The following is a 26260-nucleotide window of genomic DNA, read 5'->3' on the forward strand; positions in this document are numbered from 1 at the left end:
CTTACGGGCAAGCCTTTCAAAGATACTGAGAGAACGCTTAGTTCTCCAGTTTTATTTTAGTGTCGCCAGACTTGTACTTCACTTCGTTTTTCTCACGTTTCAGTTTGGCGTCTTCGGTTTTCACTTTTGACTCATTGGGTTCCTTTTTCACCTTGGTGTCGCCTGACTTGAGTTTAGACTCATCGCCATCTCTTTTCACCTTGGTATCACCGGCTTTCAGTTTGGCTTCATCGCCGTCCACTTTCAGCTTGGAACCGTCCTGGGCTTTGTATTTAGCCTCGCCCCCGTAATATTTCTCACGGTTGGCTTCGTACATTTTAAACTGCTCTGGCGTCAGGAAGCCTTTCACTTCCATGTCTACGTTTGAGTTGATGGACTCCATCTCGCTGTAGTACTGGGTAGGATAATCTTCTGGGTAGCCCGTTACCTGCATAGAAGAACTCTGCACGGCCATGCCGCTGTCTTCCATGCTGGCATCCTCTACCATCATGTCTTCGCTCATCACACTCTCACTGTCAGCGGCCATACCGGCACTTTGGTTGGTGCTGCTGAAGCGGGTCTCCAGTTCATTCATCATGCGGGCCCGGTTGTACATCACCGTTCTTATTCTAGCCTGCGTCTCCGCATCTAACGTCAAATCCTGCGAGATCTGGGAAGACATGCGGTTTGCTCTTTCCCGTGACTCTTGCTCATAATTATAAACGGTAGAGCTGTCATTGGTTTCGCCGGAGGCGTTGTCTGGGGTATCGCTGTCGTTTTCGTTTGTTTCAGTAGAGGTACCTGCATCTTCGCGGCAAGAGGAGAAAGCCAAAGCTCCTGCCACCATAAACATCAACATATGCTTTTTCATAATCTGTTTTCTTTTGTGAAACATCTGACGCCAAGAAGCTTAGCTTGTTCCTGCAGTTTTACGCACCCCCTTTCAACAGGTTTTACCTAAATTGCACTTAAAACAGATATCTAAATATAACCAAGGTTCTACAAACTGACTCTAAAACCCAAAAATCTTGCTTTATGGCTGATATCTCTAAAGCTAGCCACAAAGCAGGATTTGCACTTTGGTTTAAAAATTTCTCTAAATTTATTTTTAGAAGCAGCTACAAAGCCCCGTTAACTTCTTTTGAATTCAAAAACGGTGATCTCTGGCAGGAAACCTACTCGCCCATGGTAGCCCAAGAAGCCTAACCCCACATTCACATACAGGTACTGCCGCCCTTTTTGGTACAGCCCGGCCCATTGCTTGTACACGTACTGCACGGGGCTCCACTTCCAACCGGGGATGTTCACGCCAAACTGCATGCCGTGGGTGTGGCCAGACAGCATGAGATCAATATCGGGGTACTTGATGTTCACTTCGCCATCCCAATGCGAGGGATCGTGCGAGAGCAAAATCTTGAACGGATACTTCTCCGTTCCGGCGTATGCTTTGGACATGATGCCGTACTTAGGAAAATTCATGCGGTGCCCCCAGTTCTCCACCCCCAGCAAAGCAATTTGCTGTCCGTCCCGTTCCAGTACCCGATGCTCGTTCAACAGGATGTCCCAGCCGGCCCTACGGTGATGCCCTACCAGCGTGTTCAGGTTCTTTATCTTTGCTTCGCGGCTTTCCCAGGCCACATAGTCCCCGTAATCGTGGTTGCCTAAAATGGAGAACACACCGTCTCGCGCCTTGATTTTTGCGAGGATGGGAACATACGGCTCCACTTCTGAGGCCACGTTGTTCACAATGTCACCAGTAAACACCACCGCATCCACGGCCTGTTTGTTGATGATTTCCACGGCTTTCTCTAGCGGCTCGCCAGAATGGAAACTGCCCGAGTGCATATCGGTGATCTGCAGTAGCCGGTACCCGTCAAAGGCGGGCGGCAGATTGGGGAACTTCAGCGTCACCTTTTTCACCTGGTAGTCATAGGCTCCCTTCACCATTCCCCAGATAAGGGTGGCAAACGGAAGCGCTCCCATCACCAATGCCAACTGGCTCATGAATTTATGCCGACCCACGTCAAACTGAGGCTTCTCTGGTCCGCGTACGTTGTTGGAAATCCATTGCACCAGCCGCACCAGGTCGTCCATGAACAGGAAAAGCACGATGACTAGTTTGGAGATGAACAGAATAAAGAGCACGTTGGCCACCTGCATGCGGGTGGGGTTAGGCGCCGAGCCCCGGGTGAGCAAGGCTAGCAACAGAGTGCCCAGCGTGAACAGACTAATGGCCCAGTAAATGATATAAGCGGCTTTTCGGGCTCCTGGGGCAAAACCCGCCGACACCGTGCGCACGGCCTGGAAAACGTAAATATCTATTAGTAAAACGAGTATTAACGTGATGATCAGTCTGGTCATATAGATCTAAAAAGAGGAATCAGGTAAACAAAGCTAATTCACCATAACGAAGGATGTACGTGTAATTGTGGTAACCCGATGAACTATTTCCGCATCATAGAACTTGTACAAGAAATTTTATACTAAATCCCATAAAGAAGCTTATAACGTATGTCAACCGCCTACGCTGCTGCTCCGCTCTCCATTAAATCCTGGGCTGAAGAAGACCGTCCCCGCGAGAAACTCCTGCTGAAAGGCCGCGCTGCCTTATCCGATGCCGAACTCATTGGCATCCTGATCGGCTCTGGTACGCCCAGTTTGAGCGCGGTAGATGTGGCTAAGTTGATTTTGACCGCCGTAGACAATGACCTGAATGCACTGGCCCGCCTCACGGTGAAGGAACTGCAGAAACACAAAGGCATTGGCGAAGCCAAGGCCATCTCCATTGTGAGCGCCCTGGAGCTGGGTCGCCGCCGCAATGAGGCTTCCCCTGTGGTGAAGACCCGCATCACCTGCTCCACTGATATTTACGACTACATCCGTCCGCACCTGCTGGACTTGCCGCACGAAGAGTTCTGGATCATTCTCCTCAACCGGGCCAACACCATCATGAAGAAAATCCAGATCAGCACCGGCGGCGTGGCCGGAACTGTGGCCGACCCGAAGCTGATCTTCAAGCATGCCCTGGAGAACCTGGCCAGCGCCATCATCTTGGTGCACAACCACCCCTCAGGCCAACTCAAACCCAGCGCCGCTGACATTGCTTTAACTAAAAAGCTACAGGAAGCCGGTAAGGTGTTAGACCTTCCCATCCTGGACCACCTCATCTTCACCGACAGCAGCTACTACAGCTTCGCGGATGAGGATCTTCTTTGATTGTTGATTGTTTATTGTTGATTGCTTTGTCTGTCTGGAAGGCGGCTGCTGTAAAGTGGCTGCCTTCTTTTTTGAACCTATTTCTGAAAAAAGAGCTCAAAACAACCTTTCTCCTAAGTTAAAATGCATGCTCAGGAAATTACCTTTTGATTAAGATTTCTTTCCGACCTTTGCGGCTTCAACCTGCCTTAGTTCATGAAAGGATTCAAATACATCATTCTTATTGGCGTGCTGCTCATTGTGGGCTATCTGGTGAAAGACCTGTTCTTCAACGATGAAAGCTACAACCAGGCCGTCCTGAAATTCAGAGAAAACAAAGACCTCACCTTCAGAAGCCTCACCCGCTCTCCCCTCCCCGATTCCATGCGGCGCTCGTTCAACAAACTGAACTACTATGCCCCTTCACGGGATTTTGAGATTGCCGCTGATTTCACGCCCATCGAAAGCAATGAACCGGTGGCTATGCCCATGACCACGGGCACGCAGGAGCCTTACTTTGTAAAAGGCAAGGCCTCTTTTGAGTTGGAGGGTCAGGAACACACCCTTACCCTGTTCCAAAAAGCTGGCTCCGTCTCAGACACGCTCTTCATCCCCTTCACCGATCAAACCAACGGCTTTGAGACTTACGGCGGAGGTCGCTACTTGGACGCTATTCCTAACGGTAAAACTATCGTGTTGGACTTCAACAAGGCCTATAATCCTTTCTGCGCCTACAACCCGGAGTTTGCCTGCCCTATGCCGCCCGCGGAGAACCGCCTGAAAGTGAAGATCCCGGCCGGAGAGCAAGCGTTTGCCAAGTAAATTTGGGTAGTCCTGAGTTCTGAGTCTTGAGTCCTGAGTTATTCGCTGGCGCGAGCTTGCAGCTCGTGTCCGCACGCATTCCATAAAGGACAGCATTGATATCAAATGTGTGGACACAAGCTGCAAACTCGCACCAACGGGGTATTAGAAGCGGTATAGTTTTGGGCTTCTTTTCTTAAAAACTGCTCAGAAGCCACACTGCCTTCTTTATGAATAAGGCTTGGAAAGTGTTAAACTGAGGTTTTCCACAAAATAACGGCATTACCTCTCCATGTTTACCAGTTTTTGGTAATTTTGAAAATTGTAGCCGCAAAACGGCTGTAGGTGCGGCGTGGCTGCACCTGTCACACCCTGAGATTACACACCATGCGCATATCACTGGATTGGCTTAAGACGTTAATTGCAATAGACAAACCCGCCCAGGAAGTGGGCAAGCTCCTCACCGATGCCGGCTTGGAGGTAGAAGGCATTGACACCGTAGAGGTGGTGCCCGGCGGCCTGAAAGGTATGGTCATTGGCGAAGTACTCACCTGCGCCAAACACCCTGATGCCGACAAACTGAGCGTGACCACCGTTGACACCGGCGAAGGCGAGCCCAAGCACATCGTGTGCGGTGCTGCCAATGTAGCCGCAGGTCAGAAAGTAGTGATTGCCACAGTAGGCGCTACCCTATACCCAGCGGGCGGCGAGCCCTTCCAGATCAAAAAATCAAAGATTAGAGGAGCTGTTTCTGAAGGTATGATCTGCGCTGAGGATGAAATTGGCCTAGGCACTGACCACTCCGGCATCATGGTACTGGACACAGATTTGCCTAATGGAACCCCAGCTGCCCAGTACTTCGGGTTAGCGTCTGATGAGGTATTTGAGATTGGCTTGACACCTAATCGTGCTGATGCCGCCTCTCACTTAGGGGTAGCCCGTGATTTACAGGCCCTGCTAAAGACTCCTTACCAATTGCCGGACGTAAGCGGGTTTCAGGTGGCCAACACCAGTCTGCCTATCTCAATAGAAGTAGAAAATCCAGAGGCATGTCCGCGTTATTCGGGCGTGAGCATCTCGGGTGTAAAAGTACAGGAATCACCTAAGTGGTTGCAACAGCGCTTGCGGGCTATTGGGTTGTCGCCCATCAACAACGTGGTAGACGTAACCAACTACGTACTGCACGAGTTTGGCCAACCCATGCACGCTTTTGATGCTGAGAAAATCAAAGGCGGTAAAATCATCGTGAAGAACGCTTCTGAGGGAGCGAAGTTCACCACTCTGGATAGCGTGGAGCGCACCTTACGTGCCGAAGACCTAACCATCAGCAACGCCGAAGAGCCGATGGTGCTGGCGGGTGTGTTCGGAGGTTTGCAGGCCGGTGTGACCGAGGCGACCCAGAACATTTTCCTGGAAAGCGCTTACTTCTCCCCTGCCGGTATCCGGAAAACCTCTCAGACGCACGGCATCAAAACTGATTCGTCGTTCCGCTTTGAGCGCGGCACTGATCCTAACATGGTGATCACAGCCTTAAAGCGGGCAGCTTTGCTTATCCAGGAAGTAGCAGGCGGTGTGATTTCGTCTGAGATTGTGGATGTGTACCCTACCCCAGTGGAGCCTACCCAAATCAAGGTAAGCTATGCGCGCGTGCACCAACTCATTGGGCAGCACATCGGCGAAGCCAGAATCAAAGAGATTTTGACTGATTTGGGCATCGGCATACAGGAAGAGACCGCTGAAGATTTACTCCTGTCTATTCCGCCGCACAAGGTAGACGTAACCCGCGAAGCCGATGTGGTGGAAGAGGTGCTGCGTATCTACGGCTACAACAACATCCATCTGAGCGAAAACCTGGCCGCCAGTTACCTGGCCAAGTTCCCGAACCCTGACCCGGAGGTGATTACCAAGCGCATCGCTGATTCTTTGGCCGCCAACGGATATTTAGAGACCATCACCAATTCACTGACTAACTCTAACTACTACAAAGACGCTGAAGGCAACACCCCAGCCGAAATGGTGCCTATCCTGAACTATAACTCAGAAGACTTGGACGCCATGCGCCTGACCTTAGTGTACTCTGGACTGGAGGTGTTGCGCCACAACATCAACCGCCGTCAACGTGATTTGAGGGTGTTTGAGATTGGAAAGGTGTACCGCAAGGACGGCGAGAAATACAAAGAGAACAACTACCTGGCCTTGTTCATGACCGGCAACCGGGCCGCCGAAAGCTGGCAACAAGCCACGGCCAAAGCTTCTTTCCATGACTTAGCTGGACAGGTGCAGCAGGTTTTAACGCTTTGCCGTCAGCCTAACTTCACGACAAAACCTACGGAGCACCCATACCTGGCAGGCGGTGTGACCTACCAGAAAGGTGATGTGACTTTAGGGCACATAGGGTTACTAAAGGAAAGCGTTTGCAAGCAGGTAGACGTGAAAGAGCAGGTTTGGTACGCTGAGTTGAATTGGGATTATTTATTGCGCAACTACAAAGACAAGCTGGTGTTTGAGGAGCTCTCCAAATTCCCCGAAGTTCGCCGCGACTTGTCTCTGGTGGTGGAAAAATCCGTATCTTTTGACCAAATCAAGCAGGTAGCCCAACGCGTAGAGCGGAAACTTCTGCAGGATGTGAATGTGTTTGACGTGTACGAGGGTGATAAGATAGAAAGTGGCAAGAAAGCCATCGCCATTAGCTTCACCCTGCAGGACAAGAACCAGACGCTCACTGACAAAGTGATTGATTCTACCATGAGCCGCTTGATGCAACAGTTTGAGCACCAACTAGGAGCCGTAATCCGGAAGTAAGATGTCTGACCAATCTACCCTTCAGCAGATCCAGTCCATAGAGGGCAAAGTGCGCCAGCTGGTACAGCAGTACCAGGCCGGGCAGGAGCGGCTTCAGGCAGCCCACCAGGAAATAGCGCGCTTACAGCAAGTGATTCAGGAGAAAGATGCTGAGATAAAAAATTTTCAGAATCAAGATAATATTAGTAAAATTGTACAAACCATAGCAGTAGACACTACCAATTCAACGGAGTTGAAGCTAAAAATAAACGAGTACTTGCGCGAGATTGACAAGTGCATCGCTTATTTAAGAGAATAGAAGAACGGGTTGTCTGGTTGCGGTTGTTGTTTGTTCTCTTTAAATGCGTGTTCGCACGCTCTTATACAAATTATAGAACCTTAGGCTTGACATGCGGAATTTTTACTTTTTTATGACATCGCAGGGCAACCTTTTAACAAACAAACGCGCCACGGCAGCACTAAATAGCATCTGGACATGAGTGAGTTATCTATACGAATCAAGATAGCCGACCGCGAATATCCAATGCGGGTAAACGAGGACGAGGAAGAAAGGCTGCGGCAGGCCGGAAAATACCTGAACGAACGCCTGAGAATGTTCAGGGAAGAGTTCGGGATTCATGACAAGCAGGATTTGCTGGCCATGATTGCATTGGAAACCGCCGCCGACAAAATAAAGACGGAAGACGCCGCCGTAGAAACCCAACTCACGTTGGAAGAAAAACTCTCTTCTTTAAACCAACTGCTCTCTTCTCTGCAGCTCGGATAATCAACCGTCCGCTCCGCATCTGACTTGTTTGGTGTCATTGCTATACTTTAAACCCTTAAAGTTATAGCCATGACTATTTATATCATTTTAGCAGCCGTAATAGGCGCCGGCATAGGCTTCTATGCGGGCCGCGTGCTGCTCCTGAAGCTCTTCAAGGAGCAGGAAGAACAGGCCACTGAGCGGGCCAAACTCATCATCCGCGAGGCGGAGGTGAAAGCCGAGACCCAGAAGAAAGACAAGATGCTGGAAGCCAAGGAGCATTTCCTGAAGCTGAAAGCCGAGCACGAGGAAGAGGCCAACCGCAAGAAAAACATCATCATTCAGAACGAGAACAAGGTAAAGCAGCGTGAGCAGTTCATTACCAAGCAGCAGGAAGACCTGAAGAAAAAAGAGCAGGAAACCGATGTTCTCAAAGACAAACTGAACCAGCAACTGGACGGCTTCAACAAGCGCAAAGAAGACCTGGAGGCCCAGTACCGCGACAAACTCAGCAAAGTAGAGCAAGACCACCACGAAATCCTGAGCCGTTTGGAGCGCATTGCGAACTTGAGCGCCGAGGAAGCCCGTGAGCAATTGGTGGAAAACCTCAAGTCTGAAGCCTCTACCCGCGCTTCTTCTTACATCAAAGACATTGTGGCCGAGGCCAAGCTCACCGCTACCAAAGAAGCCAAAAAGGTAGTGATCGAGACCATCCAACGCACCGCCGCTGAGCACGCCATTGAGAACTGCGTGTCTATCTTCAACATAGAGTCTGACGATATCAAAGGCAAGATTATCGGTCGTGAAGGCCGTAACATCCGTGCTCTGGAAGCAGCTACTGGCGTAGAAATCATCGTGGACGATACCCCAGAAGCCATCATCATCTCCGGTTTTGACCCAGTTCGCCGCGAGATTGCCCGTCTTTCCCTGCACCGTCTGGTAGCCGATGGTCGTATCCACCCCGCCCGTATTGAGGAAGTGGTATCTAAAACCAAGAAAAGCATTGAAGAGGAGATTGTGGAGATTGGTGAGCGTACCGCCATTGACCTGGGTATCCACGGTTTGCACCCTGAGTTGATTAAGATGGTGGGCCGCATGCGTTTCCGGTCATCTTACGGCCAGAACCTGCTGCAACACTCCCGCGAGGTAGCCAACCTTTGCGCCACTATGGCCGCCGAACTTGGCCTTAACGTGAAGCACGCCAAACGTGCCGGTCTTTTACACGACATCGGGAAAGTAACCACTGAGGAGCCGGAATTGCCGCACGCCATCATTGGTATGCAACTGGCCCAGCAGTACAAAGAGCACCCAGACGTATGCAACGCCATCGGTGCTCACCACGATGAGATTGAGATGACCGCCATGATTTCGCCTATCATCCAGTCCTGTGATGCCATCTCCGGCTCCCGCCCTGGTGCCCGCCGCGAGATTATGGAATCCTACATCAAGCGCTTGAAAGAACTGGAAGAAACCGCTCACTCCTTTGAAGGCGTGAACCAATGCTACGCCATTCAGGCCGGTCGCGAGCTCCGCGTCATGGTAGACGCTGATAACGTCACTGATGAACGCGCCCAGCAGCTTTCTTTTGACATCTCCCAAAAGATTGAGAAAGAGATGCAGTACCCAGGACAAATTAAGATTACCGTTATCCGCGAAATGCGTTCTGTATCTTACGCCAAGTAAGACATTAGATTTTAGACGCTAGAAGTTAGACTCCTGTTTTAGAGCCGATTTCTGGAATGAACATATAAAGGCCCTCTGCTATAAAGTGGAGGGCCTTTTCTTTTACATCAGAATATAGGGGTAATCACTTTTGGTTGCCCTAACGGTAACAGCAGCAAAGGGCAACTAAAAGGGATTGCCCCTACAGCATTAAACAATTACGCTGGCGCGAGCGTCCCGCTCGTGTCCATACGCATTCCAAATTCTCTTTTGCACATCAGCAAGGCAATGTTCAGCAATACCTGTGGACACGAGCGGGACGCTCGCGCCAGCGGAGATTGCCCTACCAATACCGTGAATCAGGTAACGTGGAGACAAGGCGGTGCCTGGTCTCTACCGGCGATCATCAACCAAATACGCCTTACTTAGCTTTTAGCCAGTTTTCCGGAAAACACCCCGGAAATGTTCTTCATCATGACTGCTCTGGAAATGGTGGGGCCACCCCAAACGATAATCTCGGTGCAGAGGCCGGCGGCGTTGAAACGGAGAGCTAGCATCGCGCTGTAGACCACGCTGTCTGCGGAGCCCCAGGTGCCTTCCAGTTGGGCATAGCCAACTTCTCCCTGCACGCCAATCAACTGATAAGATAAGTTGGCGTAGATGCCCAGGAACGTGTCATAATGCTGCTTTACCTTGGCGGGTCCGAAGATAGGCGCTGCAAAAGGAGATTCCAGCATCCTGACTTCCGGGGAAAACAACTGCTGCAAGGCTGGGAGGTCATTCTCATTTAAAGCCGTTTGCATGGCGTCTAACCAGGCCGTGAGGTGAACGGGCGTCAGGAAATGCTTGTGTTTGCTTTCTGGTAACCGCCACTCAGGGTTCACGCGGCTCTGCCCCGCGTAGTAAAGGCAAATGAGGTTACCCGAAGGGTCACGCAAATACGCTTCCCGCCAGCCCCAGGGTTGGTCTTTGAGGTCCTGCTCAAACACATAGCCCTTCTCTTTCAAAGAAAGCACCTGCTGGTCTACCTGAGCGCACTCAAAGTACACGGTGGTAGTAGAAGGTTGGAAAGTACCGTCCTGGTGCAGGTGCACTGAGAAGGTGGAAAGCCCATCGGGGCACACAAAACGGGCGTAGTGCGGGCTCTGGACAATCAGGTGCAGGCCCAGTCCTCTGTAAAAAGCAACCGCCTCCGGCACTTGGTGCACAGAAACGGTTACCTGGTTTAATGCCAAACTCATGGCTGAAAAACTAAAAGTACTAACGGATGACCTTGCTCACGCCCACCACTACGGCGGCAATGCGCACGGCATCAAAAATACGCTGCTCAGAAGCGCCCAGCTTGCGTACGCTTTCCTCATGCGAGGTCACGCAACGCTCACAGCCATTAATGGCCGAGATAGCCAGACTCACCAGTTCAAAGAATTCTTTGCCGGTCACGGGATTCATCATGATGTTCATCTTCACTTTTGCCGGTGCTGACTCATAGAAATCAGTGTGCATGAAGTGCTTAAAACGGTACAGAATGTTGTTGGTGCTCAACAGCGAAGTCACCGCAACAGCTTCAGCCAATTCAGCGTCAGAGGCTCCGTGGGAGGCAGCCAAAGCTCTGAACGACTCGGTTAAGGTGTTGTTCTCTTCGTTCACTGCCGCCGACAAAGCAATCAGGTAGGCTTCTTTGGACGTCACGTTCTCAGACTGCAGAGCGGTTTTCAGGTTGATGCGCAGGTCCTTCAGGTATTTGGAGTCGCCTTGCACCAGTTGGCCCAGGCGCGCGAAATCTTGGCCGGAAAGACCTAAGTCCTTCAGGAAATCTTGTTGGGTTTCTTGGATGACAGAAAGCATGGGATTGTATAGATAAGAAGGTGGTGGAGCAATGGCGGGACAAAAAGCACCATTTAGCCAGTCACCTTTTCAAAAGATGGTAGAAACAGAAGCGTTGGTGACCGGTAAGTGACAGACTTTACCTTCCGGCCCTCCGCAGCCTTCCTGTATAAAATTCAATTAAACGGATAAAGTGGCTTCGCCTTTTTTCCAGTTGCAAGGGCACAATTCATCGGTTTGCAGGGCGTCCAGCACGCGCAGCACTTCGGCTACGTTACGACCCACGCTCAATCCGTTTACGCTCACCCACTGGATGATGCCTTGCGGGTCTACGATGAAGGTAACGCGGTAGGCTACTTTCTCCTCGGTGTCTAAGATGCCCAGCTCTTCGGCTAGAGACTTGGAGGTGTCCGCCAGCATTGGGAAACGGAGGCCACGCAGGTCATCGTGGTCGCGGCGCCAGGCGGCGTGCACAAACTCAGAATCAGTGGAGGCGCCAATCAGTTGACAGTCGCGGTCGCGGAACTCGTCATAGTTCTTGTTGAACTCAGCAATCTCCGTAGGACACACGAAGGTGAAGTCTTTCGGCCACCAGAACATCACCAACCACTGGTCATTTTGGCGGTGCTCTTGCTCGGTGATGGTTCTAAACTCTTGGTCTCTCTCTAAAGAAACAACAGCTTTTTTGGAAAAGGCAGGGAACTCTGCCCCAACAGATAGTACTCGGTTTTGTGACATGGTATATGTAAAGGTTAAAAGAAAATAAAGGGTGTTAGTAGTGTTTTAGGAGCGGCGGATTAAGAACCTTGAAAGGCGTTCAGCATCCAAAGGTTTTTCTCCAGGGTATTCAGGTTATCACTGATGAGGCCTTGGGTACCTTCGTCGTCCAGTTCAGAAGCCAAAGCCAGCACCTCACGTTCCAGGTGGATAATCTGCCCGATGTTCTCCACGGTGGCAGCCACGGTATCTACATCAGTGGTCAAGCCTTTTCTTTCCTGCACTCTGGACGTGGCCAGGAAATCAGAGAAGCTGTGCATGGGCACGTGGCGCAGGGTCAGGATACGTTCGGCAATTTCATCAATGGTTTCAAAGGCCTCGGTGTACAGTTCCTCAAATTTGGCGTGCAGCGCGAAGAAGTTTCCGCCTTTGATATTCCAATGGAAGGCGCGCAAGTTTTGATAGTACACGTGGTAATTAGCCAGCAATTCATTCAATTTAATGGCTAAGTCTTTGGTATCTCTGCGTTCCAGTCCTAATTCGTTGTGTGATTCCATAGTGGTGTTAAAGGTTAGAGAATGTTCTTGTACTGCCTAACCATACGACAAAGGTGCCCGAAACGATTATATAGAACAAATTGATAGTACTTATACTATCATAGCCATTATCTATTACCTTTGCCTCAGCTCTTGAGAGCACCTTTTAGGTCTCTTTTTCAGAAAACAGACCCAAAAAGTCATCTGGAATAAATACAAAATTCGTTCAATTACTCATTTTCATATTCACCCATTCTATCCATCACTCATTCAACCACTCAACAATGACCCTCACTCAACTGGAATACCTGCTGTCTGTTGATACCTACCGCCACTTTGCCACCGCCGCTGAGAAATGTTTTGTGACGCAGCCCACCCTGAGCATGCAGATTCAGAAATTGGAGGAAGAACTGGGGGTTCAGGTATTTGACCGCAGCCGGGTGCCGGTGCGTCCCACCGAGTTGGGAAAAGAGGTGATTGCCCAAGCCCGAGTAGCGGTGGCCGAGTTCAAGAAGATTGAGGAACTGGTGAAAGTGCAACGCGATGGCATCACCGGCGAACTGCGGATTGGCGTTATCCCTACCCTAGCGCCGTACCTGGTGCCGCTGTTTATCACCTCATTTATCCAAAAGTACCCCAGAGTGCACGTCACCATTCAGGAACTGGTGACCAGTAGTATTGTGGAGAATCTGCGGCTGGAACTGTTAGATGTAGGCTTACTGGTAACACCCCTGCACGATAAAACCATTGTGGAGGTGCCGCTTTTCTACGAAGCCTTTGTGGGCTACCTGCACCCCACGCATCCCTTGGCCCAAAATGAAACCATTACCGCCGAAGCCATCGACCCCGCCGACCTTTGGCTCCTGAACGACGGCCACTGCTTCCGGAGCCAGGTCCTGCAGCTCTGCAACCGCGCCAAGGGTACCAGAAACGTGCACTTGGATTACGAGAGCGGCTCCTTGGAAACCCTCAAACGCATTGTAGAGACCCAAAGCGGTATGACTTTGCTACCCGAGCTATCGGTGCAAGACATGTCAGACGAGAAGAAAGCCATGATTCGACCCTTCGCCGAGCCTCAGCCTTTACGGGAGGTAAGCCTGGTGGTGCACCGCAGTTTCCTAAAGAAGAAGTTGATTGAGGCCCTAAGAGATGAGATTGTAGCCCATTTACCGGATGGGTTGCGCGAGCGAAACCCGGTGCGAGTAGTGAAAATTAAGTAAACCTATTTTCTGCTTATTTGACCAAAACGGGTCTAAAACAAGAAAGGCTGCTCTTTAAGGAGCAGCCTTTCTTTATGCTAAAAGCAAAATGACTTACGCGTTGGTAGTCTCGCCTTGCAATACTCTTACCATGGTCTCGCCAATTTCAGCTGGAGAGTCTACTACGTGGATGCCGTTCTCACGCATGATGCGCATTTTAGCGGCAGCGGTATCATCGGCACCGCCAATGATGGCACCCGCATGGCCCATTCTACGACCAGCAGGTGCAGTCTGACCAGCGATGAAACCAACTACTGGCTTCTTGTTGCCAGTGGCACGGATGTACTCAGCAGCTACGGCTTCGTAGTTACCACCAATCTCACCAATCATTACAATGGCATCGGTCTCTGGGTCTTCCATTAACAACTCAACTGCGTTTTTGGTAGGAGTCCCGATGATAGGGTCACCACCGATACCGATGGCAGTAGAGATACCCAAACCAGCTTTCACAATCTGGTCAGCGGCCTCATACGTCAACGTACCAGACTTAGATACGATACCGATTCTACCTGGCTTGAACACGAAACCTGGCATGATACCAACTTTTGCCTCGCCTGGGGTGATTACGCCTGGGCAGTTTGGTCCGATTAAGGTAACTGGCTTGTTTTTGATGTAGTTTTTAGCGGCAACCATGTCTTTCACCGGAATTCCTTCGGTAATGGCCACAATCACTTCAATACCGGCATCAGCGGCTTCCATGATGGCATCGGCGGCAAACGCTGGTGGCACGAAAATGATAGACACGTTAGCACCGGCTTTCTGTACGGCCTCGGCTACGGTGTTGAATACCGGACGGTCTAAGTGGGTAGAACCACCTTTACCTGGGGTTACACCACCTACTACGTTGGTGCCATACTCAATCATTTGCTGTGCGTGGAAGGAACCTTCTGAGCCGGTGAAGCCCTGCACAATCACTTTGGAATCTTTATTTACTAAAACACTCATGTGTAGTGGATTATGTGAAAGATGTACGCTCTCATTAAAACTGTACGCAAAATTAGGCTTTTTTGCCACCCATCCAAACGAAGAATCCGGATTAAGGCGAGGCAGTGGCTCCCTCGGTTTTGCGCCTGTTTTCTGATTATCAGGCCCAAAACCGAACATTGTGCTTTCCTCGTCATGCAGCGCAATAGTGTTTTTTCACTATATTAAGACAAAAAACGCCCGCATGCCGCTGCTCCCCTGCCTCCGCACCCGTTTCATCTTCTTGCTTTTTGCCCTTTGCCTGCTACTCCAATCCAAGGCTCTTGCCCAGCGCGACCTGGTCCAAAGCCGTACCACCAGCTACTACACCTACCTCTACAAAATAACTGATGAAGAGGCCAAACAGTTGTATGAGAAAGGGATGCAGGCTGCCCGGCAGCGTTTCTTCCACACCAAGGTAGACTCTTTTCCTACGGGACAGACGTATCTGAAACGGTTGCCGCAAGGACATTACCTGTACACCTACACCTCGGGACCAGATCTGGAATACTCCCTCACAAGCATCACCCACCACCAACTGCAGCTGCTCAAAAACCACGTAGACCTGGCGGCAGTATTGCATGACACGCTGGGGAACCTCATTCCAGATGCCCAGGTAAAAGTCAACAAGAAGAAAGTACCGTTTGATGCCGCCTCACAAAGCTACCGGTTGGCTCGCCACAAGAAGAGCGGCCTTCTCTCGGTGACAAAGGCAGGGTTCACCTTCTATGTGCCGCTGCAGCCAGAAGCCCAAAGGCAAACCTACTCTGTACCTTTCTGGAAGAAGATTGTGTTCCGCCCGCCTCTTTATTACGTATGGAGCCCTTTCCGCAGTGTGGTGCAAAGTCTGAAGTACCATGAGCCCCAGGGTTGGGTAAGATCAGCCTTTTCCATTTTCTCGGAAGATTACCGCGATGATTATGGAGATGAAAGAAGCAAAACCCGCGGCTATCTGGTGTTGAACAAGCCCATGTACCGGCCTAATGATACCGTTCATTACAAGGCATTTGTGGTGAAGAAGAATGGTCAGCCGTACAAAAGATCCCTTACCGCTGAAATCTACGCCAACAGCAAAGCCAAGACCATAGGCCAACTTCAACCCTACCGGCCCGGTGCCTACGAAGGCTCCTTCGTTTTACACGATTCTCTTAAAATCAAGCTAGATACTCAGGTAAGCCTGGACTTGGTGCGGGAAAAGAAAAACGATGACGTGGAAATCATCTCTACCTATTTCCGCTACGAAGACTATGAACTGAAGGAAAATACCTACTCGCTGCGGCTGGAGCACGAAGAACATTACCTGGGCACCACAAACCAGTTGGTGATGCGGGGCGCCGATGCCAACGGCCTCACCCTCCCCGATGCCCGGGTGGAACTCACGGTCCTCACCAAACAGGTAAGCCGCAGCCCCAATCCCGTCCAGTTCATCCCCGACACCCTGTGGGTACACCGGCAGGCGCTGGAGAACACCGGCGAAACCACCATCAAACTACCCGCCTCCATCTTCCCCAAAGCCCGGCTAGACTACCAAGTGAAAGCGGTCTTCCTCAACTCCAGCAATGAGCGCGCAGAAAAGGAAGTAAGGGGCAGTTATTCTTTTGAGGACGGACATTTCCAACTTACACTGAAGAACGACAGCGTGCTGGCGCAGTACCTGGAGGGCGAACAATCCAAGCCTCGGCAAGCCACCCTCGTTCTTTGGAAGGATAAAAGTGAGAAACTACAGACGCAGCAGGTGCAGCTTCCGGTACTGCTGCCTTTGCAGCCGTACGCCAGAACCTATGAACTCACCAACGGGAAACTGAGCGGCTCTTTATCCCTGCCCGAGGAGAGCGCCAACCTGCAGTTTTTCACCGAACGCACTTCAGATTCCCTTTTCTTCAGCCTCCAGAACCCCAGACGTCTGCCCTTCTGGTATTTCATTTATAAGAACAACCAGCTTATTGACCGCGGGCAGGATACTGCCGCGGTGTGGCAATACAACCGCAAGGCCAAAAATGAAGAGCCGTATTATGCTTCGGTGCAGTACGTATGGGGCGGGCAGGTGAAAAGCGAGGAATACAATGCCCCCTTCCGGAAGCGGGAACTGGATATTACAGTGCAGGCCCCGGCCACCGTGTACCCCGGCCAGCAGACTAATCTTACCCTTGAGGTCAAAGACGCCAAAGGCAAACCCGCGCCTAACGTAGACCTCACCGCTTATGCGCTCACCTCCAAGTTCAAAGGTGCCGCACCGCCTAACGTGCCTTCCTTTGGTTTTTACCGCGGCCGGAAAAGCAGAAACTCCTTCAAACTAACCAACGGACCGGACAAAGGCAGACACTTACTGCAGTGGAACAGTTGGCGGCAAACCATGGGGCTGGACAGCTTGGCCTATTACCAGTTGCTGTACCCTCAAAAAGGCCTGTTCACCAATTACGCGCCTGCCCCTGATAGCCTCACCCAGTTTGCACCTTTTGTGGTAGACTCCGGCCGGGTGGTGCCGGTGCACCTCATTTACCTGGATGAAATACCTGTTTACTTTTCAGGTACCGATGTGGCTCCGCCCTACTCTTTTCCCGCCGACAGCGGTTACCATTACCTGAAACTTCGCACGGCCAAGCACCTCATCATCTTAGACAGCGTGTACCTGAAACACGGGCAGAAGTTGGTTTTGAGTATTGACCAGAACAAGATGCCGCAACTGCTCAAAGAGGCGGCAGAAGGACGGTTCTCTGAGGCGGAACAAGGCAATCTGGCGCAGTACCTGGTACCCGTGGAACATTCCTTCACCCAGGGCCTTTCTTACCTCAAACAAGGCAAGGTGGTGCAATACTTGCCCAATGTCCGGCAAGCAAGGCCTCTGTTTGACAAAACCAGTTACGATGTTCTGTTGGCAGGTCCCTTCAAGCCCAATCCAATGGAGTTTGTCTCCATGGGCAGTTTCACCACCTTTACCCCAGAGGCCAATTACACGCACCGTTTTGAGCCTGGTTTGCTGAAACTACGCGAAAAACAGACGTTCAAGGACAAATACTTTCTCACTGGAAAAGCAGACCCATACACGCTTTCCAGCGGTACGTTGGCCGCCAGCTCCCTCACAGAAACAAGCCTGATCAACCAATGGAAGGACACCCAATACCAATACTGGCTCACCCGAGTACTGAACCTGCCGGAGCACCGCACCGACCCTGGCCTGGGCCGCCTGCAGTGGCAACTGGACACTACCATTCAAAAGACTCCGCAGTTTGTTTTTCTGTATCCGCCCAAAGGAGCCACGCAGCAAGTTTTGATGTACCGCGGAAGCCAGTCACTTATCCATCAGGTTGCCCCCGGCCAATATAAACTGGTGGTGATGTTTGCAGACCACAGTCACCTCAGCACGCTTATCACCGTCAAACCCAACGGCGTGCTGCGCCTCAACTTCACCAAAGCACAGTTGCAACGCGCCACCCCTGAGACAAAGGCCTTGGAAAAGTATCTGCAGAACAGCGTGGAGCGCCTCCTCCGGAACGACCCTAACGCAGTGTCTCTCCTAAATCCAGCACCTTCCAGCGCTACAAATCATCCATCAGTTTCTTACGGAAGTTCAGCTTACTTCAATAACCATGTGCGGGGCAGAGTGCTTGATGCTGAAACCGGTGAAGCTATGCCCGGAGTAACCGTGCATATAAAAGGCACCAACGTAGCCGCTGTCACCGATGTGGACGGCTACTTCGCCATTGATGCCCCAGCCAACGGCGTTTTAGTTCTTTCATTCATAGGCTATGTAACCCAGGAGGTTCCTGTAAAAGGCAGTAGCCGCATTGAGGTAAAGTTGCCTTCAGATGCCAAGCAATTGAATGAAGTGGTAGTGGTAGGATATGGTACCCAAAAAAGAAGTGAGATGACAGGTGCAGTAATCACCATAAACGGTGCCTTACAAGGAAGAGTAGGCGGAATTATGATCCGAGGTGCATCCTCCATCCAGGGCAACACGCAACCACTCATCATTGTAGACGGCCTGCCGTTCAGCGGAAATATGGGAGATTTAGAGGCGAACGCCATTGCTTCCACTACCACCCTGAAAGGGGCAGAGGCAGCCGCCATTTATGGAGCCGCGGCAGCGAACGGCGTCATCATCATTACCACTAAGAAAGGCAAAGCCGAGGCCGAGCCACCGCTTCTGGCTGGCGCCGAGGCAGACGCCACAGCCTCCATCCGCAGCTACTTCTCTGACTACGCGTTCTGGCAGCCGCGCCTGGCCACCGACAAACAAGGCAAAGTCACATTTCCGGTTACCTTCCCCGGAGATGTCACCAGTTGGAGAACCCATGTGCTGGCGATGGACGGGAAAAAACGCAGCGGCACCGTCAGCACCGAGATCAGATCGTTCAAAGCCATGATGGCGACCTTGAGCGGACCTAGGTTCCTGATTGAAGGCGATAAATCACAGATCATCAGCAAAGCGGTCAATTACCTGCCAGATACTGCCAGTGTACAGACCCGGTTTGAATTCAACGGACAGGCGCTTCGGCAACAAAACCTGAAACTGGGTCGCGTGTTCACCGATTCTGTCATGATTCAGGCTCCGGCCGTAGCGCCAGACTCGGTGGAGTTGATGTATTCTTTGCGGCAGGGCAGCGGCTTCTCAGACGGCGAACGTCGGCACATTGGGGTTTATAAAAAAGGCGTGCTGGAGCGTAAAGGCGTTTTCCTATCGCTGCCTATTGACACCACCCTTACCCTCACGTTTGACCCCGTCAAAGGTCCGGTGCATTTCTACGCCCAAAGTGACTTGCTGCAAGTCATGCTGGATGAGATCAAGGCCCTCCACCGCTATGAATACTGGTGCAATGAGCAGGCCGCCTCTAAGCTCAAAGGCTTACTGTGGGAGAAACGCATACAAGCGGCCCTGGGCAAACCCTTTGAGCATGACAAACTGGTGAACCGCGCCATCCGACACTTGGAGAAAACCCAGAAACAGGACGGCACCTGGAGCTGGTGGGAAAACGGCCCTGCTTACCTCTGGATCAGTCATCACGTCACCGAAGCCTTGGTCATGGCCCAGCAGGAAGGCTACACCACCAAATTCAAAAAACAGCCGCTTATAGACTACCTCACCTTCCACGTGGAGAAGAAAGACGCCCAGGACAAGATCAGGGCGTTGGAAATTCTGCAGAAACTAGAGTCCAAAGTTGACTTCCCTGCCTACGTAACCAAGCTGGAGAAACAGCCGCACCTCACCCTGGAAGACCAGTTCCGGCTGACTCGCCTGCGGCAGAAACTTCAGATGAAAGCCCCGCTGGATACGCTTACTAAATACCGCCATACTACTACCTTAGACGGCCTATACTGGGGCGAAAACAAAAGCAGTTTGTTTGACAGCCACATTTCCAACACCCTGCTGGCTTACGAAATCTTGAAAGCCGCCGGCGGCCATGAGCGGGATTTACTCAGAATCCAAGCATTTCTATTGAATGAGCGCCGGACCGGCTACTGGCGCAACACCTTTGAATCGGCGAGGATTCTGGAAACGCTGCTGCCTGATTTGGTGCGGGAAAAAGGCCAGATACCCGAGAACCATTTGGTGTTATCAGGGGCGCTGAATACCACGTTGCGTAAGTTCCCGGCAGATACTACCTTCACCCCTACTCAACCGCTCACGTTGAGTAAAAGAGGATCACTGCCACTGTACCTTACCGCCTACCAGAACGAATGGATTGTGAACCCTGAACGGGTGGAGAAAGACTTCACCGTACGTACCCGGTTTGTAGGCACCAATTCCACCCAGGCAGCCCTGGAAGCCGGCAAACTGGTGGAGATGGAAGTAGATGTGTACGTAAAGAATAATGCCTCTTACGTGATGATTGAGGTACCCATTCCGGCGGGCTGCTCCTATGACACCAAATCCAGTTGGGGACCAAACGAAGCGCACCGTGAGTACTTCCGGCATAAAGTGAGCATTTTCTCCAATCACTTGAGCAAAGGCCACTATACCTTCATCGTAAACTTGCTGCCGCGCTATACAGGCACTTACACCCTAAATCCGGCGAAGGCCGAGCTCATGTATTTCCCCACGTTCTTCGGGCGGGAAGGTGTGAAAGAGGTGAAGGTTAAATAAGGGACAGCCTTCTTCCAAAGCAATCTACTCTTGTCTGCTTAGGGCCTGTTTTAAGTAAATCAGGCTCTAAACAGACTTTTTTATTAACCAATAAAGCGCCTTCCTTCAACGCATTAGAACAATTCACCAGAACACATCCGTCCTGCCTTCGTTAACTATTCCATAAACATGTGCTTCAGACACCGGTTTATAACACCAAACCCTGCGAAACATGAAGATCGGATATCCTTGCGTGAATGAATCTCTGGACTGCACCTCGGCCACTACGTTCCGGTTGGCGTCTTACAATGAGGAGCGGTTGGTGCAGACCGTGGAGAAGAACCTGGCCTGCCTGCGTCGGATTCTGGAGTACAACCTGGAGCACGGGTTCCTATTCTTTAGGATGAGCTCTGAGTTGGTGCCGTTTGCTTCGCACGAGATCAACACCTACAATTGGCAGCAACACTTTCAGATGACCTTTCGGCGCCTGGGCGATTTCATCAAGAAGCACAACATGCGCATCTCCATGCACCCAGACCAGTTTGTGGTGCTCAACTCCCCAGATGAACGCATTGTGCGCAACAGCATTGCGGAGTTGGTGTACCAGGGCACGGTCATGGATTTGATGGGCCTGGACTCCACGGCCAAACTCCAAATACATGCCGGCGGGGTGTACGGCGACAAACCCGCAGCGCTTAAACGCTTTATCCAGACCTATCATACCCTGCCTGAGAACGTGAAAGCACGCCTGGTGGTGGAGAACGACGACCGACTGTACAGCCTGCGCGATTGCCTGGAACTGAACTCCGAGACCGGTATTCCCATCCTCTTCGATAATTTTCATCATGAGTGCCTGAACAACGGCGAACCCATGGAAGAAGCGCTGCAACTGGCCTCCGGCACCTGGCACCCCGAAAAAGACGGCGTGCTCATGATGGATTACAGTTCCCAATCGCCGGGCGATAGAAAGGGAAAGCACGTGACTAGCATAGAAACTGATTTGTTTCGGGAGTTTCTCAGCCATTTGAACGGTTTAGACGTAGATATCATGCTGGAAATCAAGGACAAGGAAGCCAGTTGCCTGCGTGCACGTCAGGTGCTGGAAGAGTTAGCCTTGGTCTGAGGCTGTTTTTTCCCCAGTTTCCTGAAATCAGTAGTAAAACGAATTCCATTTTTATAGAGAATACATCCGCCAGCCAACCTTTCATTTAGAACGCTGACTTAGATTATACATCCCCCATGAAAATTCTAGTACGGCTCTTACCTTATTGCACCTGCCTTGTTATGTCTATAATCTCCGCCAGTTGCCAGTCAGACGCAGAGTCCACCACTACCCCCACGGCAGTCATCAGAAAGAAACTGGTGCTGGAAGGCATCCCCTCGGCCTCTGGCATTGAGCGCGTGGGCGACCTATACTACGTCATTGGGGATGATTCGCCTTACCTGTTTACCCTGGATCAGAATTTCAAGGTGGTGAAAAAAACATCGCTGTTCGAGGCCAGTTCCGTGGTGGGGGGCCGTATTCCTAAGCCCGTGAAACCAGACCTGGAGGCGATCACACAACTCACCCTAGAAGGTGGTCAGCCTTACCTGTTCATCATTGGCTCGGGGGCCACTGAACCCCGCAACACCGGGTTCCTGGTTCCCCTAACCCGAAGCGGCTTGGGCAAACCTGTCACCATCAATCTCAACCCGTTGTACAACCAGTTGCGCGCTAACAAAGCCGTTACCGGCCAGGCGGCGCTCAATATTGAAGGTTTAGCGGCCGACGAGGAGTACGTGTATTTCTTGCAGCGGTACGCGCCGGGCGGGCAAAACGTGCTTATTACGTACACCATGGAATCTTTTGCGCCTTTTCTACAAGGCAAAAGCGCAGCCCCCAAACCCTCTGGCATCCAGAACTGGACCCTGCCTGATATAGCGCAAATCAAAACCGGCTTTTCAGGCATGACTACTGCCCTGGGTGGCCGGATGCTCTTCACGGCCTCAGCCGAGGAAACGCCCAATGCCGTGCTGGATGGGGAGATCTACGGCAGTATGGTGGGCTTGCTGCAGGCGCATCCGCATGACACTCAAGGCCCCGCCAAACCCCAGGTGGCCGTGCCCATCACCGAGCAGGACGGCACTCCCTACAAAAGCAAGATTGAGTCTATCTGTATCTCAGGCCAGGACCGCAGCGACCTCACTGCCGTCTGCGTCGCCGATAATGACAATGGCTTTTCTGAACTAATCGTTGTGAAATTCTCCTGGTAAGGGAAAATGCTTCTTAAACGGAAAGACCTGCGATGATGTGTCACCGCAGGCCTTTCCGTTTAAATCAACTTATGGTTATCTCCGCCGAACGCGCATTTTTTTCCAATACACGGTATTAGACGTTTTCACTTCTACCAGATACGTACCGGTCCCTAGCTTACCAATGTTGAAAGGTGCCGCCAAGGTGTGATCCCCGGCCGGAATGGTTTGGGTGTACAGCACTTTCCCGGCGTAGTTGGTGAGCTCCAGCACGCCAGCTTCGGGCAGGTCTTGCTGGAAGGAAAGCAGGAACACGTCGCCTTTTTTGTCTTGCGGGAAAAGGTCAATGCCAGACAAGGTTTCGCGGCGAACGGGGGTATCCTTTCGGGGAGCGGCCATGGCCAGAGCGGTGCCTTTAGGCAAAGTAGTAGGTTTATTCTGTGCTTGCGCAGGGGCACCAGCAAATGCTAACATCCCCGCCAGTAACAAGGCACCAACTGCGTTCAATTTCATTTCCATACGGGATATTTAATGAGTTAAGAGAAGTCCGCGGCTGCGGTGAAAGTTCCATTACATATACCGTTCCAATTTTTGAGGCAGCTCAGAAAAATCTAGTCCAACAGCTTCTTTTTGGCCTCGGGCAGCGCCATTTGGGCCCATCGCTGGTGCATTAAGCCGCTATAGTGCAACCCATCAGGGGCCAGATACGCGGGGGTTTCCTTCACCAGCAACGAAACCTCATACACGTCAATTACCGTGATGCCTGCCGCCGTTGCCTCAGTCTTGATAACCTCATTGAACTTCTTGATCTGAGCACTTGTAGATGCCTGGTCCCTGCTTGCACCAAACGGCGTAGCGCCCCAATCTGGTATAGTTAGCACTAACACATTCTTCGGGTCTTTCAGCGCGAGGGTTGTGCTAAGGGTTAGCAGTTCCCTGAACTGCGTTCTGAAATACTCCAGGCTACCTCCTTGGTACTGGTTGTTCACCCCAATCATGAGCGACACCAACCCAAACCCTCCGTCAAACTTTTCGGTTTTCACACGCTGTAGAAGATTAGCGGTGGTCCAGCCGGTTTGGGCAATGATGCGGGGCTCTCCCACTTTCACTCCTTCTCCGGATAGATAATTGGCCAAATACACCGGCCATCGCTCAGTGGCCGCAACCCCTTGCCCAATGGTGTAGGAATCGCCTAAGGCCAGGTAAGAACCCGAGGCACTTGGTGTGGTAGGTGTCTTGGGTGAAGGGGTAACTTCTGGCTCTTCCGTGTCAGAGGAAGAACACGCCGCTAGGAACAGAATACCCGCAAAAAACAAAGCCAATCTAGTGAGAAGACGCATAACAGCAGTAATAATAAACGAAACAGTACCTTCTGCTTCCATTTCTATCTACGCAACAGCTGGCTTCTCTGGATTGTTAAATGTGATCAGGCAAAAGCAGGGGGATTCTTATTTATCTGCTAAAACAGTAATGTATAGCATAATAGTAAATCCACCACAAAGAAGCACTGCTAGCACATTCTGGATTCTCTGTTTTCTAATACTTTTTGCTTTTTGGAAATCTACAGCGCTAAAGGCATAAATCAACAAGCAACTTGAAGAGAGAGTAAAGGCTATCAAGGTAAGAAGGGTTATCCAAGCCTTCCCTTCTTGGTCATGTGTCCCTCCCGCATAGATTCTAATTAGGACATCATTTAATATAATCAGTCCATAACCATGTAAAACTGCTATGAAGAAGTTATTTTTATAGAGGGGCCTATTAACTATACTGACCAGAATAAAAGGCAAAACCGTCGTTGCCATCATGGAAAAAGGCGGGAAGTAATGACCTGCAATATTACTTAAAACAATCAGCGAAAATCCAATAAGGATGGCTATAATGAGTTTGTCCATTTTTTGAAGGAACTCCTTTTACAATTCTAGGTACTAGTCTTCTCAAGAAGCACATAGGATAGACATAGAAGTCTTAAGCAGATTTGTGGGGGGTATTAAGCTTGCTTTGTTTCTGCTCTGTTTTCAGGGAAAGAGGTTAAAAACTCTTCGCGGGCCTGCTCCAGAGCGGCCATCAAGCGGTTCCGTTGCTCCAGGAGGCTGTGCAGCACGGTAGAGCGTTTGGAGAAAAGGGAAAAGAAAATCCAGTTGCGGCGGGCTTCCTGGATGCGGTGCCAGTAATGCAGCACAATGAACCCGGTGATGGGCAGGGCCACCAGATATCCCACTAAGGCCCAACCCGAAATCCCCAGCCAGGTATGCACCGCCCACCCGATGAGGGCATAAAAGATGGGGAATGTGAACATGCCAATGGTCATCATGATGGGCGCGTAAAACTCAATGTCTTTGGTAAGGCTGCGCGCAATTTTGGCCGGTAACAAGTAAGGCAGGTAATTGTGGATCACGCCAAAGAGGTAGAAAGGAAAGCCTAGCACCAGGTAAAAAATGGTTTTCAGCGTGCCCCAGGCTACTTCGCGGCGGTTAGGGATTCGCTTGAACGCATCGGGCACCAGGCCTACGCTTTCCAGGTGTTGTAGATAGTCCTGTAGCTCAGTACGCAGGGAATGCATGCGCTCGGGTTGGCGGGCCTCAAAGTACTTGATGCTTTGCAGAATCCCTTTGGTGATCAGAAACCGCTCCTCTGATTCAGATTCTGACAAATCCAGTTCTTTCACCAGCTTGCTTTGATACACCGCTTCCACTTGCCGGGCCAGGGCATCTTCCTCGTCAGTTTCGGTGTGGATGACCAGGTCTTCCAGTCGCTCCTTCAGATGATCAGTGAGAGCGTGGGCGGCTTTGAAGGGGTCTTCGGCGTAAGCCGCTGCAAACTCTTTCACATAGATGGGTTCGCCCACGTTCACAAAGACATCGCTCCGGAACCGGGACGGGTCTGAGTAGTTCACGCCTACCGGCACAATGCGTAGCCCCAGGTTGAAATCATGCTGCGCCTCGGCACCCAGGCTGATGCGGGCAGTGCCGGTTTTAAGCGGACGGAGCCGGCGCTGCATGAAACTGTTCCCTTCGGGGAAGACCATGAGCGTACCGCCTTTGCCCAAAAACTCGTAGCATTTGGCAAAGGTGGCATCGTTCTGGGCGGTGCCGCCCTCTCCCACGTCCTCGCGACGGTACACCGGAATCATGAACAGGCGGTGGAAAAGCCAGCCTTGAATACCGGGTTTGAAGAAGCTGCTCTTTGCCAGAAAGTAGACGTTCTGCTTCATGAGCGAGGCCGTCACCACGGGGTCCATGAGCGTGTTGGGGTGGTTGGATACGACTATGAGCGGACCTTCGGAGAACAGCAGGTGCTTGTTGTTCACCGTGAAGCGCCGGAAAAACACGCGCAACGCAATCTGGAAGAGAGTCTTAAGCAGAAAATACAACATAGAGGAGTAGCATTAGGCTAGGAAGCTACGCATTTTCAAGGTGATTTCAGAAAAACGGCTGTAAAAGGAATTTCGGGAAACCAGCCCCAGGAAAGTGGAAAGCATTTACAG

The 26260-nt window shown here is 51.2% G+C and carries 21 protein-coding genes; 10 read left to right on the forward strand and 11 right to left on the reverse strand.

The features are described from left to right. Positions 1-37 precede the first annotated feature (37 nt). Together ACW9SV_RS03385 and ACW9SV_RS03390 are read right to left on the reverse strand one after the other, a co-directional pair. Complete coding sequence (locus ACW9SV_RS03385; RefSeq protein ID WP_479555326.1) at positions 38-850, reverse strand: hypothetical protein; 813 nt, start codon at positions 848-850, stop codon at positions 38-40. 260 nt (positions 851-1110) lie between these two features. Then, positions 1111-2340 carry a metallophosphoesterase gene (locus ACW9SV_RS03390; RefSeq protein ID WP_479555327.1) on the reverse strand — a complete coding sequence of 410 codons (1230 nt, stop codon included), beginning with the start codon at positions 2338-2340 and terminating at the stop codon, positions 1111-1113. Between the two features lie 150 nt (positions 2341-2490). On the opposite strand from ACW9SV_RS03390, the gene radC reads away from it, so the two are divergent. From radC to rny, 6 genes are all read left to right on the forward strand, one after another. Then, positions 2491-3195 (forward strand): RadC family protein, encoded by a 705-nt coding sequence (gene radC / locus ACW9SV_RS03395; RefSeq protein ID WP_479555328.1) that lies wholly within the window; start codon positions 2491-2493, stop codon positions 3193-3195. A 195-nt stretch (positions 3196-3390) separates the two neighbouring features. After that, positions 3391-3996, forward strand: a complete 606-nt coding sequence (locus tag ACW9SV_RS03400; RefSeq protein ID WP_479555329.1) for a DUF1684 domain-containing protein — start codon at positions 3391-3393, stop codon at positions 3994-3996. Between the two features lie 366 nt (positions 3997-4362). Next, entirely contained in the window at positions 4363-6777 is a 2415-nt protein-coding gene (gene pheT, locus ACW9SV_RS03405) for a phenylalanine--tRNA ligase subunit beta (protein WP_479555330.1), read from the forward strand. A gap of 1 nt (position 6778) precedes the next feature. After that, positions 6779-7075 (forward strand): hypothetical protein, encoded by a 297-nt coding sequence (locus ACW9SV_RS03410; RefSeq protein ID WP_123125455.1) that lies wholly within the window; start codon positions 6779-6781, stop codon positions 7073-7075. Positions 7076-7252: 177 nt separating this feature from the next. Continuing rightward, positions 7253-7543, forward strand: a complete 291-nt coding sequence (locus ACW9SV_RS03415) for a cell division protein ZapA (RefSeq protein ID WP_479555331.1) — start codon at positions 7253-7255, stop codon at positions 7541-7543. 69 nt (positions 7544-7612) lie between these two features. Further along, complete coding sequence (gene rny / locus ACW9SV_RS03420; RefSeq protein ID WP_479555332.1) at positions 7613-9205, forward strand: ribonuclease Y; 1593 nt, start codon at positions 7613-7615, stop codon at positions 9203-9205. A 404-nt stretch (positions 9206-9609) separates the two neighbouring features. Here the strand turns inward: rny and ACW9SV_RS03425 are convergent, their stop codons facing one another. From ACW9SV_RS03425 to ACW9SV_RS03440, 4 genes are all read right to left on the reverse strand, one after another. Then, positions 9610-10425 (reverse strand): VOC family protein, encoded by an 816-nt coding sequence (locus ACW9SV_RS03425; protein ID WP_479555333.1) that lies wholly within the window; start codon positions 10423-10425, stop codon positions 9610-9612. A gap of 19 nt (positions 10426-10444) precedes the next feature. Beyond that, a complete protein-coding gene (locus ACW9SV_RS03430) occupies positions 10445-11029 on the reverse strand; it encodes a carboxymuconolactone decarboxylase family protein (RefSeq protein ID WP_479555334.1) in 585 nt (194 codons plus the stop codon). Positions 11030-11188: 159 nt separating this feature from the next. After that, a complete protein-coding gene (locus tag ACW9SV_RS03435) occupies positions 11189-11746 on the reverse strand; it encodes a peroxiredoxin (RefSeq protein WP_123125458.1) in 558 nt (185 codons plus the stop codon). Positions 11747-11805: 59 nt separating this feature from the next. Next, entirely contained in the window at positions 11806-12282 is a 477-nt protein-coding gene (locus ACW9SV_RS03440; protein ID WP_479555335.1) for a Dps family protein, read from the reverse strand. Between the two features lie 263 nt (positions 12283-12545). Between ACW9SV_RS03440 and ACW9SV_RS03445 the strand changes: the two genes are divergently transcribed. Beyond that, positions 12546-13481, forward strand: coding sequence for a LysR substrate-binding domain-containing protein (locus tag ACW9SV_RS03445; protein ID WP_479555336.1), 936 nt, complete (start codon positions 12546-12548; stop codon positions 13479-13481). A 93-nt stretch (positions 13482-13574) separates the two neighbouring features. On the opposite strand, the gene sucD is transcribed toward ACW9SV_RS03445, so the two are convergent. Further along, positions 13575-14465 carry a succinate--CoA ligase subunit alpha gene (gene sucD, locus ACW9SV_RS03450; RefSeq protein ID WP_149089372.1) on the reverse strand — a complete coding sequence of 297 codons (891 nt, stop codon included), beginning with the start codon at positions 14463-14465 and terminating at the stop codon, positions 13575-13577. A gap of 223 nt (positions 14466-14688) precedes the next feature. Between sucD and ACW9SV_RS03455 the strand changes: the two genes are divergently transcribed. The 3 genes from ACW9SV_RS03455 (at position 14689) to ACW9SV_RS03465 (ending at position 22797) form a co-directional block, all read left to right on the forward strand. Then, complete coding sequence (locus ACW9SV_RS03455) at positions 14689-20565, forward strand: carboxypeptidase-like regulatory domain-containing protein (protein WP_479555337.1); 5877 nt, start codon at positions 14689-14691, stop codon at positions 20563-20565. Between the two features lie 211 nt (positions 20566-20776). Then, positions 20777-21667, forward strand: a complete 891-nt coding sequence (gene uvsE, locus ACW9SV_RS03460; RefSeq protein WP_479555338.1) for a UV DNA damage repair endonuclease UvsE — start codon at positions 20777-20779, stop codon at positions 21665-21667. A gap of 161 nt (positions 21668-21828) precedes the next feature. Beyond that, entirely contained in the window at positions 21829-22797 is a 969-nt protein-coding gene (locus ACW9SV_RS03465) for a DUF6929 family protein (protein WP_479555339.1), read from the forward strand. Between the two features lie 75 nt (positions 22798-22872). On the opposite strand, the gene ACW9SV_RS03470 is transcribed toward ACW9SV_RS03465, so the two are convergent. The 4 genes from ACW9SV_RS03470 to ACW9SV_RS03485 all read right to left on the reverse strand — a co-directional run bounded on the left by ACW9SV_RS03470 (position 22873) and on the right by ACW9SV_RS03485 (position 26149). Continuing rightward, positions 22873-23295, reverse strand: coding sequence for a T9SS type A sorting domain-containing protein (locus ACW9SV_RS03470; RefSeq protein WP_479555340.1), 423 nt, complete (start codon positions 23293-23295; stop codon positions 22873-22875). A gap of 92 nt (positions 23296-23387) precedes the next feature. Further along, on the reverse strand, positions 23388-24116 hold the full coding sequence (locus ACW9SV_RS03475) for an SGNH/GDSL hydrolase family protein (RefSeq protein WP_479555341.1): 729 nt from the start codon (positions 24114-24116) through the stop codon (positions 23388-23390). Between the two features lie 108 nt (positions 24117-24224). Continuing rightward, positions 24225-24668: a hypothetical protein gene (locus ACW9SV_RS03480; RefSeq protein WP_479555342.1), complete on the reverse strand. Its 444-nt coding sequence runs from the start codon at positions 24666-24668 to the stop codon at positions 24225-24227. A gap of 95 nt (positions 24669-24763) precedes the next feature. Continuing rightward, entirely contained in the window at positions 24764-26149 is a 1386-nt protein-coding gene (locus ACW9SV_RS03485; RefSeq protein ID WP_479555343.1) for a 1-acyl-sn-glycerol-3-phosphate acyltransferase, read from the reverse strand. Positions 26150-26260: the final 111 nt, after the last annotated feature.

The sequence above is a fragment of the Rufibacter sp. JT20002 genome (assembly GCF_056491185.1).

Coding starts and splice junctions, on each gene's coding strand:
- ACW9SV_RS03480 (WP_479555342.1), bottom strand. CDS start 24,668: ATGGACAAACTCATTATAGCCATCCTTATTGGATTTTCGCTGATTGTT.
- rny (WP_479555332.1), top strand. CDS start 7,613: ATGACTATTTATATCATTTTAGCAGCCGTAATAGGCGCCGGCATAGGC.
- ACW9SV_RS03475 (WP_479555341.1), bottom strand. CDS start 24,116: ATGCGTCTTCTCACTAGATTGGCTTTGTTTTTTGCGGGTATTCTGTTC.
- ACW9SV_RS03400 (WP_479555329.1), top strand. CDS start 3,391: ATGAAAGGATTCAAATACATCATTCTTATTGGCGTGCTGCTCATTGTG.
- ACW9SV_RS03485 (WP_479555343.1), bottom strand. CDS start 26,149: ATGTTGTATTTTCTGCTTAAGACTCTCTTCCAGATTGCGTTGCGCGTG.
- ACW9SV_RS03385 (WP_479555326.1), bottom strand. CDS start 850: ATGAAAAAGCATATGTTGATGTTTATGGTGGCAGGAGCTTTGGCTTTC.
- sucD (WP_149089372.1), bottom strand. CDS start 14,465: ATGAGTGTTTTAGTAAATAAAGATTCCAAAGTGATTGTGCAGGGCTTC.
- uvsE (WP_479555338.1), top strand. CDS start 20,777: ATGAAGATCGGATATCCTTGCGTGAATGAATCTCTGGACTGCACCTCG.
- radC (WP_479555328.1), top strand. CDS start 2,491: ATGTCAACCGCCTACGCTGCTGCTCCGCTCTCCATTAAATCCTGGGCT.
- ACW9SV_RS03430 (WP_479555334.1), bottom strand. CDS start 11,029: ATGCTTTCTGTCATCCAAGAAACCCAACAAGATTTCCTGAAGGACTTA.
- pheT (WP_479555330.1), top strand. CDS start 4,363: ATGCGCATATCACTGGATTGGCTTAAGACGTTAATTGCAATAGACAAA.
- ACW9SV_RS03465 (WP_479555339.1), top strand. CDS start 21,829: ATGTCTATAATCTCCGCCAGTTGCCAGTCAGACGCAGAGTCCACCACT.
- ACW9SV_RS03440 (WP_479555335.1), bottom strand. CDS start 12,282: ATGGAATCACACAACGAATTAGGACTGGAACGCAGAGATACCAAAGAC.
- ACW9SV_RS03435 (WP_123125458.1), bottom strand. CDS start 11,746: ATGTCACAAAACCGAGTACTATCTGTTGGGGCAGAGTTCCCTGCCTTT.
- ACW9SV_RS03415 (WP_479555331.1), top strand. CDS start 7,253: ATGAGTGAGTTATCTATACGAATCAAGATAGCCGACCGCGAATATCCA.
- ACW9SV_RS03390 (WP_479555327.1), bottom strand. CDS start 2,340: ATGACCAGACTGATCATCACGTTAATACTCGTTTTACTAATAGATATT.
- ACW9SV_RS03455 (WP_479555337.1), top strand. CDS start 14,689: ATGCCGCTGCTCCCCTGCCTCCGCACCCGTTTCATCTTCTTGCTTTTT.
- ACW9SV_RS03425 (WP_479555333.1), bottom strand. CDS start 10,425: ATGAGTTTGGCATTAAACCAGGTAACCGTTTCTGTGCACCAAGTGCCG.
- ACW9SV_RS03445 (WP_479555336.1), top strand. CDS start 12,546: ATGACCCTCACTCAACTGGAATACCTGCTGTCTGTTGATACCTACCGC.
- ACW9SV_RS03410 (WP_123125455.1), top strand. CDS start 6,779: ATGTCTGACCAATCTACCCTTCAGCAGATCCAGTCCATAGAGGGCAAA.
- ACW9SV_RS03470 (WP_479555340.1), bottom strand. CDS start 23,295: ATGGAAATGAAATTGAACGCAGTTGGTGCCTTGTTACTGGCGGGGATG.